The organism is Luteibacter sp. 3190, assembly GCF_031456385.1.
GTDB lineage: Bacteria > Pseudomonadota > Gammaproteobacteria > Xanthomonadales > Rhodanobacteraceae > Luteibacter.
In genome coordinates, this window is the sequence record NZ_JAVDUO010000001.1 from 2081670 (window position 1) to 2101453 (window position 19784).

Sequence of the window (19784 nt, forward strand, 5' to 3'; positions counted from 1 at the left end):
GGCGGGCTCAGCGGAACCCTTCCTTGTTCTTGGCGTACATCAGGGCTTCCTGGCGGGAGATCAGGCCGCGCTTGACCAGGTCGCTGAGGTTCTGGTCCAGGGTCTGCATGCCGTGCTGCTGGCCCGTCTGGATCGACGAGTACATCTGGGCGACCTTGTCCTCGCGGATCAGGTTACGGATCGCGGGGATGCCGACCATGATCTCGTGCGCCGCCGTGCGGCCACCACCCACCTTCTTCAGCAGCGACTGCGAGATCACCGCGCGCAGCGATTCCGAGAGCATCGAGCGGACCATGGGCTTCTCGCCCGCCGGGAACACGTCGATGATGCGGTCGATCGTCTTGGCGGCCGACGACGTGTGCAACGTGCCGAAGACCAGGTGCCCCGTTTCCGCCGCGGTGAGCGCGAGGCGGATGGTCTCCAGGTCGCGAAGCTCGCCCACGAGGATGTAATCCGGATCTTCGCGCAGCGCGGAACGCAGGGCCTCGTTGAAGCCATGGGTGTCGCGGTGCACTTCGCGCTGGTTCACCAGGCACTTCTGCGAGGTGTGCACGAACTCGATCGGATCCTCGACGGTGAGGATGTGGCCGTATTCGTTCTTGTTGATGTGGTCGACCATGGCCGCCAGCGTCGTCGACTTGCCCGATCCCGTCGGGCCGGTGACGAGGATCAGGCCCTGCGGCTGCTCGATCAGCTCGCGGAAGATGCGTGGCGCCGCCAGGTCTTCCAGCGTGAGCACTTCCGAGGGAATGGTACGGAACACGCCGCCCGCGCCACGGTTGTGGTTGAACGCGTTGACGCGGAAACGCGCCAGGCCCGGGATCTCGAAGGAGAAGTCGACTTCAAGGAATTCCTCATAGTCGCGACGCTGCTTGTCCGACATGATGTCGTAGATCAGCGAGTGGACCTGCTTGTGCTCCAGAGCCGGGATGTTGATGCGCCGGACGTCGCCGTCGACACGGATCATCGGCGGAAGACCCGCGGAAAGGTGCAGGTCGGAGGCCTTGTTCTTCACGGAGAAGGCAAGGAGTTCGGCGATATCCATGGTGGTCCCCTGTCTTGGTCGGCATAGGTAACCATGCCCGGGGGTCGGCGGCAAGGCGCGGCACCGTATATGCTCTGCACGTTGTGAACGTCGTCGCCTACGGAGTCTGCAAAACCCATGAATCGGATCGCCTTCATCGGTGGCGGCAACATGGCTACCGCGCTGATCGCCGGGATGATCCGCCACGGCGCCCAGCCGGGCGGCATCGCCGTGGCGGAGCCCCGCGCCGAGTCCCTCCAGGAACTCTCCCGCGAATACGGGGTGGCCACGTACACCGACAACCTGGACGCCGCCGAGGGCGCGTCGATCCTGGTGCTCGCCGTGAAGCCGCAGATGCTCGCCGAGGTCTGCCGCGGCCTGCGTCCCGCCGTGCAGAAGTACCGGCCGCTGGTGATCTCCATCGCGGCCGGCATCCGCATCCATCAGATCGAACGCTGGCTCGACGCCGCCCTGCCCGTCGTCCGCTGCATGCCCAACACGCCGGCCATGATCGGCGCCGGCGCCACGGCCCTGTTCGCCAATGGCCGCGTCAGCGCGCCGCAGCGCGCGGAGGCCCAGCACGTGCTGAACGCCGCGGGGCTCACGGTCTGGGTGCCCGACGAGGACCAGCTGGACATCGTCACGGCCCTGTCCGGCTCCGGCCCGGCGTATTTCTTCCTGCTCGTCGAGGCGCTGGAGAACGCCGCGTTCTCGCAGGGGCTGTCGCGTGAAACCGCTCGCGCGCTGGCCGCGCAAACGGCCCTGGGCGCCGGCCGCATGCTGATCGAGAGCGGCGAGAGCGCCGCGACGCTGCGCGCCCGGGTGACCTCGCCGAACGGCACCACCCAGGCCGCGCTCGACAGCTTCCGGGCCGACCATTTCCCCACGATCGTGGCACGCGCGGTGGACGCCGCACGCCGCCGCGGCGTCGAACTCTCCGAAGACATGGAATCCAGAACGTGAACTACCTGACCAATGCCGGCGCACTGATCCTCCAGTTCGTCTTTGGGGCCGTCGTCACCCTGTTCGTGCTGCGCCTGCTCGCGGAGGCCCACCGCGCGGACTTCAACAACCCGATCTGCCAGTTCCTCTACCGCTTCACGAATCCGGTGCTGCGTCCGCTGCGCAGGGCGCTGCCGAACGTCCGCCGCGTGAACACGGCGGCGCTGCTGATCATCCTGGCGCTGGAATGCCTGAAGGTCGTGCTGATCGTCGCGCTGGCCGGCTTCGCACCCGCCATCGCGGGCGTGATCGTCGCCGGCATCGCCGAAACGGTCGACTTCTTCCTGCTCACCTGGATCGTGCTGGTCTTCGTCTGGTCGCTGATGAGCATGCTCTCGACCGACCGTTACCACCCGGTCGCGCGCCTCGTGTCGAGCCTCGCGGAGCCGCTGGTGCGTCCACTGCGTGGCCGCATGACGATCGGTGGACTCGATTTCTCGCCCACCGTCGTGCTGCTCGGGCTTTTCCTGCTGCGGATCCTCGTCGCCCAGCCGCTGTCGGACTGGGGCACCCGGCTGCTGATGGGCGGTTGATGGGTAACGGTGTGGGAAGCGCGCTCGCTCGCGAACGGGTGCTCGCGACAAGCACCCATTCGCCCGCCAGCGGGCTTCCCACAGAAGCCCGCCACGACGTGGAAGTCACCGCCCGCCGAGGCGCCGGGCGTCCGTCACGTTCGGCAGCGCGCTCAGCCTGCCGAGCAGCGTCGAGAGCTGTTCGTAGTCCTTCACGCGAAGCGTGAAACGCATCTCGACCTCGCCCGTCCGCACGTGCACGCGGCTCGACGACGCGACGATGTGCGGGCCCACGTTGTTGATCGTGGTCGCGACGTCCTTCTGCAGTCCCTTGCGGTCGTAGCCGCGCAGCTCGACGTCGACCTCGTAGCTCTGGACGTCGACCCGGCCCCAGTTCACGTCGATGACCCGCTCCGGATTGCGCCGGGCGAGCCTCGCCAGCGACGCGCAATCGGCGCGATGCACGGATACGCCGCGCCCCCGCGTGATGAACCCTCGCACGGGATCGCCCGGCAGCGGTTGGCAGCAGCGCGCCAGCGTCGTCAGCAGGTTGCCGACGCCCTCGATCGACAGGGCGCCACGGTCGTGTTGCGCGGCGCGCGAGGCGACCGGATTGCCCGACTGCGTGATCTCCGGTTCGACCGGCTCCTGCAGCGAGCGCGCGATCTGCCCCAGCGTGACCTCGCCGAGCGCGACCGTGACGTACAGGTCGTCGACGCCCTTGAGGCGGAAGTGCGCCGCGAGCTTGGCGAGGTCGACGTCGTCGAGCGCGAGGCGACGCAGCTCCTTTTCCAGCGCGGCCTTGCCGGCGAGGATGTTCGCGTCGTGCGCCTCGCGGCGGAACCACGCGCGCACCTTTTCCTTCGCGCGCGACGTGTGCAGGTAGCCATGGTGCGACGAGAGCCAGTCGCGGCTCGGCTCGGAAAGCTTCGCGGTGAGGATCTCCACCCGGTCGCCGCTGCGCGGCGCGGTGGTCAGCGGCACGATGCGCCCGTTGACCTTGGCGCCACGGCAACGATGCCCGACCTCGGTGTGGATGTGGTACGCGAAATCCAGCACGGTCGCGCCGCGCGGCATGTCGATCACCTCGCCCTTCGGCGAGAGCACGTACACGCGATCTTCCATCAGCTCGGTTTCGAAGCCCGCGGCCAGTTCGGCCTCGTCCTCGCCACGCGGCTCGAGCAGCTTGCGCATCCAGGCGATCTTCGCCTCGAATTCGGCATCCGCGCCGCCACCCTCCTTGTAACGCCAGTGCGCCGCGACGCCGAGTTCGTTGGCGCGGTGCATCTCGTGCGTGCGGATCTGTACCTCGAGCGTCTTCCCCTCGGGTCCGATCACGGCCGTGTGCAGCGAACGGTAGCCGTTGCCCTTCGGCCGGGCCACGTAGTCGTCGAACTCGCCGGGCAGGTGCGGCCACAGGCTGTGCACGAGACCGAGCGCCGCGTAGCAGTCGGCCACGCTGTCGACGAGGATGCGCACCGCGCGGATGTCGTAGAGATCCGAGAACTCCAGCCCCTTCTTCTTCATCTTCTTCCAGATGGAGAAGATGTGCTTCGGCCGGCCGGCGAGATCCGCGCGGACGCCCGCGCCGTCGAGCACCGCGCGCAGCTCGGCGAGGCTGGCGGCGATGAAGTGTTCGCGGTCCGCGCGGCGTTCGTCGAGCAACCGGGCGATGCGCCGATAGATGTCGGGCTCGAGGTAGCGGAACGCGAGGTCCTCGAGCTCCCACTTCAGCTGCCAGATGCCGAGCCGGTTCGCGAGCGGGGCGTGGATGTCCGACGTGAGCTGCGCGAGTTCGCGGCGTTCGTGGTCCGGCAGCGCCATCGCCGTGCGCATCGCGGCCAGTTGCCGCGCCAGCAACACGAACACGACGCGCAGGTCGCGGATGATCGCCAGCAGAAGACGGCGCAGGCCTTCGGCGCCGCTCCTCGGACCGCGCTGCGCATGCAACGCCCAGACCTTCTCGGCCTCGCCCTGCCCTTCGATCAGGCGCCGCAACGAGGCCGGCCAGGTCTTCTCCGCCTCGTCGGTGGCGCCGGGCAGGCCCCGGGCCAGCGCGAACCAGAGCGCGGAGGCGCAGGTCTCGTCGTCGCACCCGAGCAGGCGCAGGAGTTCGATCACCGTCTCGACTTCCGCGCGGGCCACGACCGGGAGCGGCGCGCAGGCTTCCCGCGCACGCTCGGTCAGCGGCATCGGCTGCGCCTTCGCGTCGGGGGAGCGGACCTCGCTCATCGCCTTGTCTCCGGTGGATTCATCGTGCGGCCTGCGCCGTTTCCAGCGCTCGGGCCAGCCGCTTGGCGGACACCGGCTCGGCGGTTTTCAGCTCCTGTGCGAACAGCGATACGCGCCACTCTTCGAGTAGCCAGCGCAATTCGCCCCAGGTCGTGTCCCCGAGTCCCGTGCCCCCCGCGTTGAGCAGGGCCCGCCAGTACGGCAGCACCTGCAGCATACGCGACTGGTCGCGCGCCGGGTCCTGGCGCAGACGTTCTGCGCGAAGGCGCATCGCCTTGAGGTAGCGCGGGATGTGCGCGAGACGGGCCGGGGACAATTCGCGCAGGAAACCCGGCTGCAGCAGCGCGGCGAGCTGCTCGCGCAGGTCGTCGTAACTGGCCTTCGCGAAGCCCATCAGGGGCGGGTCCATCCACGGCTTCAGTTCCGCCTGCGCCTCGATGATCGGTTCGGCCAGCTTCTGCCGTGCCATCGCGGCACCGAAGAGCTCGCGGCCGAGTTCCGTGCGCAGCGCCTCGAACTCGCCCTGGGTCCGGGCATCGAGGCGGCGCCCCGCGATCAGATCGGCGAAACCGCCCTCGACGAGGTCGTCGCGCAGACCGTCCACGCTTCCCATCGGCGCGTATTTCAGCGACAACGGATTCGCGATCGGTAGCTGCCGCCGCGCCCGCTTGAATTCCGGCGCGAGTGCCTGGCGGAGCAGCCGCTCGACGCCGCCGACGTGCGCGGCGGCCGCTTCGTCGGCGCGTTCGAACACGCGCAGCGCCACGGCCTCGCCAAGGTCGACCAGCGCCGGGTAGGCCTCGAGGCCGCCCTCCGAACGCACCGCCTTCGGAATCGATTCGAAGTCCCAGGCGACGATGTCCTCGCGCGTGAGTTCGACATCCGTCTTGCGCGAGAAGGCCTCCCGGGCCTTGCCTTCCCACTGCGCGCGGATCGCGGCGAGGTCGCGGCCCTCCGCGACGGTGCGGCCATTCTCGTCGTGCACGCGATAACGCATGAGCAGGTGGGGCGGCAGCTCGGCGCCCTCGAACGCCGACGCGTCGATGTCGACGCCCGTCGTCCGCTTGAGGAACGCCGCGAGCGCGACGACCAGCGGCTGGTCGCGCGGCGCTTCGGCCTCGGCGAACGCCCGCGCGAAATCGGGCGCGGGCACGAAGTTGCGACGCTGCGCCTTCGGCAGCGAGCGGATCAGCTCCGCCACCTTGTCCGTCAGCAGCCCGCCGACGAGCCAGTCGCCACGTGCCGCGGGCAACGCGTTGAGGAAGGCGAGCGGGACGTGGATGGTCACGCCATCGGCCGGATCGCCGGGCACGAAGCGGTATTCGAGGCGGTAAGTGTGCTGGCCGATGGCGAGCGATGCCGGGAACGCCTTGGGGTCGAGCCCGGCACCGGCATCCATGACGTCGGCGAGCGTCCAGCGCAGCGCGGCCTGCTCGCCGGGCGACGCCTTGCGATACCAGGAGTCGAGCGCGCGCGTGTCCGAGATGCTCTCCGGCAGCTTGCCGTCGAAGAACGCGGCGAGTTCCTCGTCCGCCTTCAGAAGACCGGCGCGGCGCTGCTTGGCCTCGATGTCGTGCGCCTGTTCGAGCACGCGAGCGTTCGCCCGGACGAAATCGGCGCGGCTGTCGAGGTCGCCGCGCACCAGCCCTTCGCGCAGGAAGATCTCATGCGCGAGCCGGGGGTCCTGCCGCTGGAACGTCACCGGACGACGCTCGACCAGCACGAGCCCGAAGAGGGTCACCTGCTCGTAGGCGACGACGGTGCCGCGCTTGCGAGACCAGTGCGCGTCGCGCGCCGTCGCGCGGACGAGGTGCGCCGCCTGGCTTTCGATCCACGCCGGATCGACGCGCGCGTTCATCATCGCCCAGACGCGGCCGCCGATATCGAGGATCTGCGCCGAGAAGATCCACGCCGGCGGCGCCTTCGCCAGCGCGGAACCGGGGAACACCTGGAAGCGGCGCTCGCGCGTGCCGCGGAACACGCCCTTTTCGTCCTTGTGCCCCACCTGCGTCGGCAGGCCGGCGAGCAGGCTGCGGTGGACGGCCTCGAAGAGCGCGTCGCCCTCGGGAACGGCCGGAGTGCCGTTGGAGCGCAACTGGGCGCGATCCGGGCGGCGGCGGCGTCCGCCTGAGCCCTGTTGCGCGTCGCGAGGAGCCGTCGCGGCCGGGTCCGCTCCTACCGGAGCGGCTTGACTCGCGGCGCGGGCGTCGTCGGACCAGCCAAGGTCGCGCATCACCAGCACCAGCTGGCGGTGCAGTTCGCGCCACTCGCGCATCCGCATGAAGCTCAGGAAATGGTGGGAGCACCAGTCGCGGAGCTTCGAGGAGGTGAGCTCCTCCGCGGCGGCGAGGTAGGCGCGCCACAGGTTGAGCACGCCGACGAAGTCGGATTTCGGATCCGCGAACTGCGCATGTGCCGCGTCGGCCTGGCCGCGCGCTTCGGGCGGGCGCTCGCGCGGGTCCTGGATGCTCAGGAAGGCCACGATCGTCGTCAGTTCCGCCGCGCTGCCGAGCCGGCGGGCCTCCACCATCATGCGCGCGAGCTGGACGTCGATCGGCAGGCGCGCGACCGTGCGACCGACCTCGGTGAGGCGGCGGTCGTCGTCGATCGCGCCGATCTCGGCGAGCCGGCGATAACCATCGGCCACGACACGGGGATCGGGCGCTTCGAGGAACGGGAAATCGTCGACCTCGCCCAGGTCGAGCGCCAGCATGCGCAGGATCACGTTGGCCAGCGACGAGCGCAGCAGCTCGGGATCGGTGAACTCCGGGCGCAGCGCGAAATCGGCCTCTTCGTAGAGGCGGTAGCAGACGCCGGGACCCACGCGCCCGCAACGGCCCTTGCGCTGGTTGGCGGCGGCCTGCGAGATCGGCTCGATGTGCAGGCGCTCCAGCTGGCCGCGCTGGCTGTACCGCTTCACACGCGCCGTGCCCGAATCCACCACGAATCGGATGCGCGGCACGGTGAGCGACGTCTCGGCCACGTTGGTGGCGAGCACGATGCGCCGCTTCGGACCGGGCCGGAACACGCGATCCTGCTCGCTCGCCGACAGGCGCGCGTACAGCGCCAGCACCTCGGTCTCGCGGTACTGCTTGCGCGAGAGCAGGAGGTGCGTATCGCGGATCTCGCGCTCGCCGGGGAGGAACACGAGCACGTCGCCGCGCGGGTCGTCGCGCGTGATCTCGTCCATGGCGTCGGCCACCTGCTGGGCAACATTGCCCTCGACGCGCTCGCCCGGCGGGCGGTAGCGCACCTCGACGGGGTACGTGCGGCCCTCGACCTCGACCACCGGCGCGTCGCCGAAGTGCGCGGCGAAGCGCCCCGTGTCGATGGTGGCGGACGTGACGATGATCTTCAGCTCGGGCCGCCGGGCCGCGAGGCGCTTCAGGTAGCCGAGGAGGAAATCGATGTTGAGGCTGCGTTCGTGGGCCTCGTCGATGATGATCGTGTCGTACGCCGACAGCCAGGGATCGGACTGCGTCTCGGCCAGCAGAATGCCGTCCGTCATGAACTTGATCAGCGCCTGGTCGGACACCTTCTCGGTGAAACGGACCTGGAAACCCACCTTGTCGCCGATCGGCGTGCCCAGCTCTTCGGCCACGCGGGTCGCGACGGAGCGCGCGGCGAGGCGGCGGGGCTGCGTGCAGCCGATCAGGCCGGCCTCGCCGCGACCGGCGGCGAGGCACAGCTTGGGCAGCTGCGTCGTCTTGCCCGATCCCGTCTCGCCCGCCAGCACCACCACCTGGTTCTCGCGGATCAGCTTCACGATGTCGTCCGCGCGGGCCGCGATCGGCAGCGAGGCGTCGACCGTGATCGTCGGCTTGGCCGCCTTGCGCGCCGCGCGGCGGGCGGCCGAGGCGGCGATCTCGGTGGCGAGGGCATCCAGCTTGCCCGCGTCGGGCTTGCGCGAGAGGTTGCGCCAGCGGCCGAGGAGGCGGCCGAAGTCGCGACTGGCGACCTGATCCAGCGCGTGACGCAGCTCACGCAATCGGGGATCCGGGGAGGACGGGCGGGCGGGGGTTGTGGGCGTACTCATGGGAACCCCAATAATAGCGTGCGCCTATCGGCCACATCGGAACGTTTCATTTCTCGTCCGCCGGTCCGCTCGTTAAAATTTCACCTGAAACAACGAAAAACACCAAGGAGAGTCGCAACATGGCCATCGATATCGGCATCGCCAAGAAAGATCGCGAAACCGTCGCGAAGCATCTGTCCAAGCTGCTCGCGGACACCTATTCGCTGTACCTGAAGACCCACAGCTTCCACTGGAACGTGACCGGCCCGCAGTTCAACAGCCTGCACGCCATGTTCGAGACCCAGTACAACGCCCTGTGGCTCGCCGCCGACGAGGTCGCCGAGCGCATCCGCATCCTCGACGTCTTCGCCCCGGGCTCCTACAGCCAGTTCGGCAAGCTGACCTCGATCAAGGAAGAGACGGGCGTGCCCGACTGGAAGGACATGGTGGCCCAGCTGGTGGAAGGCCACGAGATCGCCGCCGCCACGTCGCGCGACACGATCAAGGCTGCCGAGTCGGTCGGCGACGACGGCACGGCCGACATGGTCACGGGCCGCCTGAAGGATCACGAGAAGACGGCCTGGATGCTGCGCTCCCTGCTGAAGTGAGTGCTGGATGGGGGGCGGCCGTCGTCGCGCCGCCCCCTTCCCACCCCGCCCGAACTGAGCTATCCCTGACCGTGCGACCCTTCATGCGTTGAGCCGTCACGCCCCGTTCGTTAAGCTCCCCCGGTTACCTCATTGATGCCACTCGGGGGCCGACCGGTCCGGGGATTGTTTTGAGCGCTGCCACGAAGACCGAACGAAGCCACCCGATCCTCGCCGCGCTGATCCTCGCGATCCTCGTCGCGGCCCTGAATGTGGGGCTCTGGTTCGTCGCCAACCTCCCGAACGGCCCCGACGACTGGCACGGCCCCATCCCCGGGTTCGCGTTCACGGCATACCAGCGCTACCAGAACCCGATCAAGGGCGATGTCTCCACCGACCCGGAAATCGACAGCGACCTGCGGCTGATCAAGCGCTATTCGCCGCGCATCCGCACCTATTCCGTGCTGGAGAACCCCCAGGTCATCCGCCTCGCCGACAAGGAAGGCCTCGACGTGATGGCCGGCGCGCAGATCGACACGCGCCTGGAGAACAACGAGCGCGAGATCGAGGCCCTGATCGCCCAGGCCCGGCGCTACCCGAAGACGGTCACCCGCGTCATCGTCGGCAACGAGGTCCTGTTCCGCGGCGATCTGAAGCCGGCGCAGGTCATGTCCTACCTCGATCGCGTGCGTGCCGCCGTCCATCAGCCGGTCTCGGTGGCCGAGCCATTCCACATCTGGCTGCAGAATCCCGAACTGGCGGACCACGTCGACTTCATCACCGTGCACCTGTTCCCCTACTGGAACGGTATCGAGGCACGGGCGGGCGTCACCGACTCGATCGAAAGCTACAAGGCCCTGCGCCAGCAGTTCCCCGGCAAGCACATCGCCATCGGCGAAATCGGCTGGCCTTCCAACGGCGACCGCTACAAGTACGCCTATCCCAGCGTTTCCAACGAGGCGATCTTCCTGCGCTCGTTCTTCAACGCCGCGAAGACGAACGGCATCGACGACTACTACGTCCTCGAGGCCATCGACCAGCCGTGGAAGGAGAACCTCGGCGAGGGCCGCACCGGCGCCTACTGGGGCATGTTCAACGCGGACCGCCAGCTGAAGTTCCCCTTCACCGGCCCGGTCACCGAGGACGTCAACTGGCCCTGGAAGGCCATCGCCGCGTCGCTGCTCGCGTTCGTCCCGATGCTCTGGTTCGGCATGCGCTTCAGCCGCTTCAGGCTGACCGGACGCCTGTTCTTCATGGCCCTGATCCAGCTGGCCTGCGGCCTGATCGTGTGGTCGGCCACCCTGCCCTTCAATTTCTACCTCAGTCCTTTCGACTGGGCGATGCTGATCCTGCTGTTCCCGGCGCAGATCGCGATCCTCGGCATCCTGCTGATCAACGGCTTCGAGTTCACCGAAGTGCTCTGGCGGCGCAGCTGGGTACGCCATGCCGGCATGCTGCCGCCCGATCCCGTCGAGAAGCAGCCGTTCGTGTCCATCCACCTGGCGTGCCACAACGAGCCGCCGGAGATGGTGCAGATCACCCTCGACTCGCTGGCCGCGCTCGATTACGAGAACTTCGAGGTCCTGGTGCTGGACAACAACACCAAGGATCCGGCGGTGTGGCAGCCGGTCGAGGAGTACTGCAAGCAGCTCGGCCCGAAGTTCCGCTTCTTCCACCTCGAGCCGTGGCCGGGTTACAAGGCGGGCGCGCTCAACTTCGGCCTCACCGCCACCGACGAGCGCGCCGAAGTGGTGGCCGTCATCGACGCCGACTACGTGGTGCGCGAGGACTGGCTCTCGACGCTCACCGGCTACTTCCACGACGCGAAGGTGGCCGTGGTGCAGTGCCCGCAGGCGCATCGCGACTTCGAGAAGAACCGTTTCCGCCGCATGACGGCGTGGGAATACGACGGCTTCTTCCGCATCGGCATGCACCATCGCAACGAGCGCAACGCGATCATCCAGCACGGCACGATGACCATGGTCCGCCGCTCGGCGCTGGAAGGCACCGGCGGCTGGTCCGAGTGGACGATCTGCGAGGACGCCGAGCTCGGCCTGCGCCTGATGCACGCCGGATACGAGCTGGTCTACGTCGACGAACTGATGGGCAAGGGCCTCACGCCCGCCGACTTCAAGGCATACAAGAGCCAGCGCTATCGCTGGGCCTTCGGCGCGATGCAGATCCTCAAGGGCCGCTGGAGCTGGATGACGCGCAAGGGCCCGCTCTCCGCCGGCCAGCGCTTCCACTTCCTGACGGGCTGGTTCAGCTGGTTCGCCGACGCGTTGCACTTCGTGTTCACGATGATGGGCCTGTTGTGGACCGCCGGCATGATCTACGCGCCGGAATACTTCAACCTGCCGATGCAGCTGTTCCTGATTCCCGTCATCGGGTTCTTCTTCGCGAAGGCCATCTTCGGCGTCGTGCTCTATCGGGCGCGTGTCCCATGTGGCTGGTACGACACGATCATGGCCTCGGTGGCCAGCATGGGCCTGTCTCATGCGATCGCGCGCGGCATCCTCCATGGCCTCACGCGCGAGAAGACCGCGTTCGTGGTCACGGCGAAGAGCCGGCGCATGGGTGGCAGCAGCTTCGCCGCCTTCGCGCCGGTGCGCGAGGAAGGCCTGATGGCGATCGCCCTGCTCTGCGCCATCGTCGGCATGGCGCTGCACTACGGCACGAACTACGTCGAAAGCACGCTGTGGATGTTCATCCTCGCGGCGCAGTCCATCCCGTATGTTTCGGCGCTCGTCGGCGCCTGGATCGCGCACCGCGCGGGTGACGAGGCGGGCTGAGGACTCGCTGGCACGCCCTTTTCTGAGCCGTCGTTCACGTTCGTGTATCGACCTCTCACACGCCGCGCGGTAAGTTACGGCAAGACATAACGTCAGGGGTCGCCGGAGGCACCCCGTAAGCCGGCCGTGACCACGGCCTTGGATCACGACCGGAACGGGACGCTCATGCGCCGAACCAGACGCCATGGACTGCTGCTTCTGCCGTGGTTCCTCGTGCCCACGATCGCCCAGGCCGGCATCGTCCTGACTGTCGACGGCGTCGACGAAAACCTGCGCAACGCGGTCGTCTCGGGTGTGGAGCTCAGCCAGTACGCGGCGCGCGACGTCACGGCGGCCCAGGTGCGCCGCCTCTACGAAAACGCTCCCGACGAAGTGCAGGCCGCGCTGCGGCCGTACGGCTACTACGAGGCCACGGCCACCGGCGACATGCGCCAGGTCGGCAAGGACTGGCAGGTGACGCTGCACGTGGTGCCCGGCGTTCCCGTGAAGGTGACCTCCGTGAACGTCGAGATCGACGAGGAGGCGGGCAAGGTGCCTGCGATCCGCCGCGCCGTGCGCGGCATCCAGAACCTGAAGGACCAGCCGCTCAACGACGGCGTCTACGATGGCGCGCGCGACGCGGTGAGCGGCGCCCTGACCGCGACCGGCTTCCTCGACGCGCGCATCGTCACGCGGCGCGTCGAGGTGAACCGCGCCGAACACACCGCCGCCGTGAACCTGAAATGGGAGGCCGGGCGGCGTTACCGATACGGTGTGGTGCGGTTCAAGAATTCGCAGTTCCGCGAGGATTTCCTCGATCGCTACGTGCCCTTCAGGAAGGGCGACTATTTCTCGCAGAGCCAGCTGCTGGAGCTGCAGCAGGCGCTGAACGGCGCCGACTACTTCGCGGTGGTCAACGTCATCCCCGATACCGACGACGCGAAGGACGGCACGATCGACATCAACGTCGAGCTCGCACCGGCCAAGCGCACCATCTACACGGGCGGCCCGTTCTTCGGCACCGACACGGGCGCGGGCCTGCGTGGCGGCATCGAAAAACGCTGGATCAACGATCGCGGGCACAAATGGAAGAACGAGCTCGTGCTGGCGCAACGACTCAAGACCGTTTCCACGCTTTACCAGATTCCGATGCCTGGCCCCAACCAGCGCAGCTTCAACTTCGGCGCGAATTTCCGCGATGCGAACACCGTCACGTCGAAATCGCGCACGGTGCAGCTCGTGGCCAACGAAACCCGTCTGTGGCACGGCTGGACGCGGACCATCGGCGTGAACGTGCTCTCCGGCACGTTCACCGTCGGCAAGCGCGGCGGCGAGGGGGATAACGCCGAAGGCCTCGAACGCGGCCGCAGCACCCTGCTCTACCCCGAGGTCACGCTGAGCCGCAAGAAGGGCGACAACCCGACGTTCGTCCGCAACGGCTGGTCGCTCACGCTGACGGGCCGCAGCACGGCAGGCACGCTGCTGTCCGACGCCAGCTTCTCGCAGGTGATCGGCGACGCGAAGTGGATCCACTCCTTCTGGGGCCGCAATCGCCTGATCCTGCGCGGCACCGCGGGCAAGATCTGGACGGACAACTTCAGCGACCTGCCGCCGCAGCTGCGTTTCTTCGCCGGCGGCGATCGCTCCGTGCGTGGTTACGACTTCGAGAGCATCGGCCCACGCAACGCCTTCAACCGTGTCATCGGCGGCGAAGGCCTGCTCGTCGGCAGCACCGAGGTCGAGCATTACTTCACGCGCAACTGGGGCATGGCCGCGTTCGTCGACGCCGGCAACGCATTCACCGGTACCGACTACAGCCCACGTGTCGGCGCCGGTCTGGGCGTACGCTGGCTGTCACCGGTGGGCATGATCCGCGCGGACATCGGCGTGCCCGTCGGCGACAAGAACGAGCACGGCATCCATCTCCACGTCGTCATCGGACCCGACCTGTGAGGGGCGCCGGCATGACATGGCTCATCCGTATCGGCGCGGCCCTCGCGGTCGTGCTGCTCGTCATCGTCCTGGGCGTCTGGTGGCTCGTCGGGAGCGCCTCCGGCCTTCGATTCGCGCTCGCCCGCGCCCAGGCCTTCACCGACAACGCGCTCACCGTCGACAAGGCCGAAGGCCGACTGGCGGGTCCGCTGGATCTTTCCGGCGTGCGCTATCGCGATGGGAAGGGCATGGACGTGCGCGTCGCCACCGCGCATCTGGATTTCTCGTTCGGCTCGCTGCTGCGCAAGCGTGCGCATGTCTATTCGCTTACGACCGACGGCATCGACGTGGAGCTCGGGCCGCCGCAGCCGGAGCCGGAGACGCCTTCGGAGCCCTTCTCGCTGAAACCGCCCCTCGATATCGTGCTCGATGCCGTGAAGGTCGGCCATGTGCGCGTGACGCAGGAAGGCAAGCCGCTTTTCGAATCGAACTCGCTCGATCTCGCCGGCTCCTGGACCGGTGCCGGCGTCGCGCTGAAATCGCTCGCCCTGCGCGCGCCCGACGGGCAGGCGGACCTCGGCGGGACGCTCGCCGTCGGCGACGGCTACAAGGGCGACGGCAAGGCGAGTTTCCGCTGGAAGGTGGGTGACGTCGATTACGCCGGCGATATCGAGGCCCATAGCGATGGCGCGAAGGCCCACACGATCGTGAAGCTGACACTGCCCTTCGTCGCGCAGGTGGACGCGAACCTGGTGCAGAGCGGCGACTATGCCTGGAGCGCGTCGATCGACGCGCCACGTTTCGACCCCAAACCCCTGCTCGGCGAGGGTACGCTCGACACCTTCGGCGTCGCCCTCAAGGGGACGGGCGACCGGTACAGCGCCAACCTCACCGGCGATGTCGACCTCGACGACTACCGCGTCCGCCTGGCTCCGCTGAAGGGCGCGTTCGACCACGAGTACAAGCGCTTGGTACTGGAAGAGGCGACGGTCGGATCGCTACAGGTCAAGGGCGCGCTATCGGCGAGCGGCAGTGTCGAACTCGCGGCGAATCCGGTGTCGGCCGATCTGACGCTGCGCTGGAAGGACGTGCTCGTGCCCGCGAACCTCGCCGGCCAGGATCTCGCCAGTGCCGGGCAGTTGCGCTTCAAGGGCAGCGCCGAGGCTTACCACGCCGACGGCGACGTCGACATCGGGCCGCCCGGCAACCTCGGCAAGTTCACGCTCGACGTCGACGGCAAACCGGACGTCGTGACGCTGCGCTCGGTGAAACTCGCACAGCCGAAGGGCAGTCTCGCGGCCAGCGGCACGCTCACGCTGAAGCCGGCGCTCGCCTGGAAGCTCGACCTCAAGGGTGATCGATTCGATCCCGGCCAGCTGCTCGCCGAATGGCCCGGCGCGCTCGACCTCGACCTCGGCACGGAAGGTCGTCTGGTGAACGACGAACCGCTGGGAACGCTCGACCTGCGCAAGCTCGACGGCACGCTGCGCAAGCGCCCGCTTCGCGGCAACGGCATGCTGACCCTGAAGCCGAAACAGGTGATCAACGGCAACCTCGACCTCGCCTCGGGCGGCAGCACGATCCGCCTCGATGCCCGTGGCGACACCGCCAACGACGCGACGCTCAAGCTCGCCATCGCATCGCTCGGCGACTGGCTGCCGGATGCCGGCGGCCGCGTCACGGGCGACATCACGGCGAGGGGCAACCTGCCGAAGCTCGCCGTGACCGCGAACCTGCGCGGCGCCGCGATCCTCTATGCCGACCAGAAGATCGACGCGCTCGCCGTCGACGCCAACGTGCCCGACATCAGCACGCCCGGTGGCAAGGTGAACATCACCGGCACGAACCTCGTCAGCGGTGGACTGGTGTTCGGCAGCGTCGCCATCGCCGCCGACGGCACGCAGGAGCGCCACCAGCTCAGCATCGATGCGAAGGGACGTCCGCTCGCGGCGGACCTGAAGCTTTCCGGATCGATGAAGGGCGGCGCCTGGAACGGCACGCTCTCCGCGCTGAACATCGATTACCAGGGCATTCCGCCTTGGCGCCTGCAGAATCCCAGCCAGCTGTCCTGGAAGGATGGCGCGGCGAGCATGAGCGACCTCTGCCTCACCGCGGGCGATCCGCTGCTCTGCGTCGCCGCGAAGCAGGACAAGGCCGGCAACCTCGATGCGAGCTATCGCCTGCGCCGCGTGTCCATCGCCCTGCTGATGTCCGCGGCGGAGGCGTCGAACAGCCCCATGCGCGCGGAGGGCATCCTCGAAGGCGACGGCACCATTCGTCGCACGTCCGCGGGCGCGCTCTCGGGCCAGGCGAGCATCACCTCGGCGCATGGCTCCGTCGCGTACGCCGATCGCAGCGAACAGCCGCTGCTCGTGTACGACAATCTCTCGGCGAACGCGCAGCTCGCACCCGGCAACCAGCGGCTGACGCTCCGCGCGGCGCTCAACGACGGCGGAACGCTCGACGGCAACGTGTCCATCACCGGCGCGCAGCAGGCGCTGGGCGGAACGGTCGCGCTGCACCTGAAGAACCTCTCGCTGATCGAACTCTTCACCGCCGAGCTGGCCGAAGTGAAAGGCGCGCTCAACGCGAACTTCAACCTCGGCGGCACCGTCGCGGCGCCCGCCATCACGGGCAAGGCCGTCGTCGGGGGCTTCGCGGCCGAAGTCCCCAGCGCCGGTCTGAAGCTCAAGGATGGCCGGATCAGCATCGACACCAGCGACGCGAAGAACTATCTGGTCGATGGCACGATCCGCTCGGGCGAAGGCACGCTGTCGATCAAGGGCTCCGCCGCGCTCGGCGCCGGCGCGCAGATGCGCCTGGGCATCGAGGGCTCGAAGTTCACCGCGGTCGACATCCCCGCCGCCAAGGCGGTCATCTCCCCCGACCTCACGATCGTGCAGGACGCCAAGGGCATGAACGTCGGCGGCAAGGTCAAGGTCGAGATGGCCGATGTGAACGTCGAACGCCTGCCCGGCGCCGGTGCCACCAAGGCGTCGCCCGACGTCGTCGTGCTCGACGACAAGCAGCGTGAAGCGGCCGAGGAATCCGCTCCGATCAGCGCCGACATCCGTGTCGACCTCGGCAACAAGGTGCACCTGGTCGGTTTCGGTATCGACGGCCGGATCACCGGCCAGCTCGACGTGCGCGAGCGTCCGGGCCGCGCCACCACCGGCCAGGGCCAGATCGGCGTCGACGGCACGTACAAGGCGTACGGGCAGGACCTGCGCATCGAGCAGGGCCAGCTGCTTTTCGCCAGCACGCCGATCGACAACCCCGGCATCAACATCCGCGCAGCGCGCACCCTCAATCCGAACGCCACGATCGACGACGGGCAGAAGGTCGGCCTCTACGTCTCGGGCACCGCTCGCCGGCCGATCCTCACCGTGTTCTCGAACCCGGTGATGGAGCAATCCGACGCCCTCTCCTACCTCGTCACCGGCAAGCCGCTGTCGCAGGTGAAGGGCGGCGAAGGCAACATGGTGGGCGCCGCTGCGCAGGCCCTCGGCTCCGCCGCGGGCGACCTCCTCGCCAAGAGCGTCGGCAGCAAGATCGGCGTCGACGACATCGGCGTCAGCAACAACGACGCGCTCGGCGGCACGTCCGCCTTCACGGTCGGCAAATACCTCTCGCCCCGCCTCTACCTCAGCTACGGCGTCGGCCTGTTCGACCCCGGCCAGGTCATCACCCTGCGCTACCTCTTCAGCCACCGCTGGAACTTCGAAGCGCAGAACGCCACGGATTTCAGCCGGGCGAGCCTCAACTACCGTCTGGAGCGCTGACCGACGACCGGCGCCGCTGAAGCGCCGCCCTGGCGCAGCGATTCGACGCGGAACGCCACCGCGTCGCTATCCACGTGCTCATGCGGTACATCTTCCGGCTCGCCATCTCGATCAAGCATCGGAACCCTTTCGAGCACGTCGAGCATCGCGCGTGCACTTACGACGCTACCCTCGGATAGCGCGTACTCGCGACCGAGATCGACATCGGCAGTGATGCTGGCGTCTGGTGGGATGCGCATGTAGCTCATCGGCCCCGGACTTCGGATCAGTACGGAGCGGCCGGTATAGCGGACTTCGGCGCCCGATTCGTCGGTCAGTACAATCCAGCGCCCTGTCGTACGCCCCTCCGGCTGAGCGAACACCGAATGATAGGTCAAGACGTAGGCATCGCCGGACCCATGGTTTGTCGCCACCACCCGGAGGTTGTTCGGTCGTCCGTCCATGGGTACGTGTTGCAGCGTCAGGTCGACACGCGGCGCGCCCGCCGCCACCGCGCTGGCCGATAGAGCGACGCCCGCCATGACCGTGATGATCTGCCGCATGATGCACCTTCCTTCACATCGCCCATCGCGAGGGTTTCGGAAGCTAGCGGCGGGCACGACCGGTCGATATGGAAGGATTCTGAAAAGTGCTCCAGATGCCGGACACCGTGACGAAGGACACACCGAGCCGGCTCTCCGTAAGCGTGCCTCCGTCGGTCGATGAAGGCGCCCCACGGGCTGCCAGCACTTCCCCTCGGCCGGCGTCGGCGCGATCATCTGCGCTGACCTCAGGGGGAGTCATCGCATGTCGCACGCGCAGGAGCAGCAGCTCGAACGGCTGACGTTTTTCTCGGATGCGGTTTTCGCCATCGCCATCACCTTGCTGGTGATCGAAATCCACGTTCCCCATCCGGCCGACGCCTCGGATGGCGCCTGGGCGCATGCGCTGCTCGAGCTGGTGCCGCACTTCATCGGTTTCGTGCTGAGTTTCTTCGTCGTGGGCGCGCTGTGGGTCGCCCACCATCGTGTGTTCGGCCTGCTGCGTCGTTACGACCCGGGCATCGTATGGCCGAACCTGCTGCTGCTCATGGCGGTCGCGTTCATGCCGTTCTCGTCGGCGTTGATGAGCACGCATCCCGCGGAGCGGGTCCCGGAATGGTTCTACGCGGGGAACCTGCTGGTCGCCGGACTGTTCCAGCACCTCCTGATCCGGCGGGCCCTGCGTGCGCCGTTCCTGCGCGAGGACGTCAGCCCCGACGTGGTCGCGATGACGCTGCGCCGGACGCTGGCGCTGCCGTTGATGGCGCTGATCGCCGGACTCCTGGCCATTCGCTGGCCCGGTCCGAGCAACCTGCCGCTCATGCTCATGCCGCTGGCCGTGCGTCTGTTCGCGCGTGGAAGGAAGCGCGCCGCGGAAGGCGCCGCTCTCGATAACGCCGGATAGCGGTGTCGGTGCCGCCGCCTAGCGCGGCGAATGCAGCCGGTGCAGCAGCTCCGCTTCCGTGAGCGAGATGCCGCAGGTCTCGGCGATGTCCTGCGGGGTGGCACCCTGCCGTGCGAGGCGCTGCGCCAGCGCCAGGGCGCGGTCGTTCGTGGCGCCGGCGTCGCTCGCCATGCTGACGGCCGGCGTGTGGCGGACCTGATCCTCGATGTCGCCCAGGCGGTGGTCGAGGCGGCGGAGCATGCCCGCGAGGGCCTCCGTCGGGATGGTCGCTTCGTCGGTCGCGAGCGGTTCCGGTGCAGCGGCGACGACGGGTTCGCTGGTCGCGGCCGGCGACGACGCATGACCGAGACGGCGGAAGAGCAACAGCAGACCGGAGAGGTTGAGGATCGCCAGGGCGATCAACACGTATCCGATGACGTCGTTCATGCAGGCGGCACTCCGTTGGGTCGCGGCACACGGTAACGCAATGCCGAGCGATTTCGAAGCATCGTCGCCGGCACGC

12 protein-coding genes are annotated in these 19784 nt (G+C 68.1%); 7 read left to right on the top strand and 5 right to left on the bottom strand.

Annotated elements, in window-relative coordinates; genetic code table 11:
- Window positions 1-7: 7 nt before the first annotated feature.
- The gene (locus J2X58_RS09430; protein ID WP_090052157.1) at window positions 8-1045 is read right to left on the bottom strand and encodes a type IV pilus twitching motility protein PilT; all 1038 of its coding nucleotides are present in this window, start codon (window positions 1043-1045) and stop codon (window positions 8-10) included.
- 117 nt (window positions 1046-1162) lie between these two features.
- On the opposite strand from J2X58_RS09430, the gene proC reads away from it, so the two are divergent.
- Together proC and J2X58_RS09440 are read left to right on the top strand one after the other, a co-directional pair.
- A complete protein-coding gene (gene proC / locus J2X58_RS09435) occupies window positions 1163-1987 on the top strand; it encodes a pyrroline-5-carboxylate reductase (protein ID WP_310047769.1) in 825 nt (274 codons plus the stop codon).
- Window positions 1984-2559 (top strand): YggT family protein, encoded by a 576-nt coding sequence (locus tag J2X58_RS09440; protein ID WP_090052153.1) that lies wholly within the window; start codon window positions 1984-1986, stop codon window positions 2557-2559. The genes proC and J2X58_RS09440 overlap by 4 nt, the downstream gene beginning before the upstream one ends.
- Window positions 2560-2664: 105 nt before the next feature.
- Here J2X58_RS09440 and J2X58_RS09445 read toward each other — a convergent pair whose 3' ends face one another.
- Window positions 2665-4770, bottom strand: coding sequence for a bifunctional (p)ppGpp synthetase/guanosine-3',5'-bis(diphosphate) 3'-pyrophosphohydrolase (locus J2X58_RS09445; protein WP_310047770.1), 2106 nt, complete (start codon window positions 4768-4770; stop codon window positions 2665-2667).
- 19 nt (window positions 4771-4789) lie between these two features.
- Window positions 4790-8806, bottom strand: coding sequence for an ATP-dependent RNA helicase HrpA (hrpA, locus tag J2X58_RS09450; protein ID WP_310047772.1), 4017 nt, complete (start codon window positions 8804-8806; stop codon window positions 4790-4792).
- A gap of 119 nt (window positions 8807-8925) precedes the next feature.
- Between hrpA and J2X58_RS09455 the strand changes: the two genes are divergently transcribed.
- The 4 genes from J2X58_RS09455 (at window position 8926) to J2X58_RS09470 (ending at window position 17857) form a co-directional block, all read left to right on the top strand.
- Window positions 8926-9393, top strand: a complete 468-nt coding sequence (locus J2X58_RS09455; RefSeq protein WP_090176673.1) for a Dps family protein — start codon at window positions 8926-8928, stop codon at window positions 9391-9393.
- A 164-nt stretch (window positions 9394-9557) separates the two neighbouring features.
- The gene (locus J2X58_RS09460) at window positions 9558-12164 is read left to right on the top strand and encodes a glycosyltransferase (RefSeq protein ID WP_177191111.1); all 2607 of its coding nucleotides are present in this window, start codon (window positions 9558-9560) and stop codon (window positions 12162-12164) included.
- Between the two features lie 165 nt (window positions 12165-12329).
- A complete protein-coding gene (locus J2X58_RS09465; protein ID WP_310047774.1) occupies window positions 12330-14096 on the top strand; it encodes an autotransporter assembly complex family protein in 1767 nt (588 codons plus the stop codon).
- Window positions 14097-14107: 11 nt separating this feature from the next.
- Entirely contained in the window at window positions 14108-17857 is a 3750-nt protein-coding gene (locus J2X58_RS09470; protein ID WP_310047776.1) for a translocation/assembly module TamB domain-containing protein, read from the top strand.
- Here J2X58_RS09470 and J2X58_RS09475 read toward each other — a convergent pair.
- Window positions 17839-18399 (bottom strand): hypothetical protein, encoded by a 561-nt coding sequence (locus tag J2X58_RS09475; RefSeq protein ID WP_310047778.1) that lies wholly within the window; start codon window positions 18397-18399, stop codon window positions 17839-17841. The two genes, J2X58_RS09470 and J2X58_RS09475, sit on opposite strands and share 19 nt — an antisense overlap.
- Before the next feature lie 244 nt (window positions 18400-18643).
- Here J2X58_RS09475 and J2X58_RS09480 point away from each other — a divergent pair, with 244 nt between their 5' ends.
- Window positions 18644-19282 (top strand): TMEM175 family protein, encoded by a 639-nt coding sequence (locus tag J2X58_RS09480; RefSeq protein WP_090052134.1) that lies wholly within the window; start codon window positions 18644-18646, stop codon window positions 19280-19282.
- Window positions 19283-19300: 18 nt separating this feature from the next.
- Here the strand turns inward: J2X58_RS09480 and J2X58_RS09485 are convergent, their stop codons facing one another.
- Window positions 19301-19708: a DUF2802 domain-containing protein gene (locus tag J2X58_RS09485; RefSeq protein WP_310047780.1), complete on the bottom strand. Its 408-nt coding sequence runs from the start codon at window positions 19706-19708 to the stop codon at window positions 19301-19303.
- Between the last annotated feature and the right edge of the window lie 76 nt (window positions 19709-19784).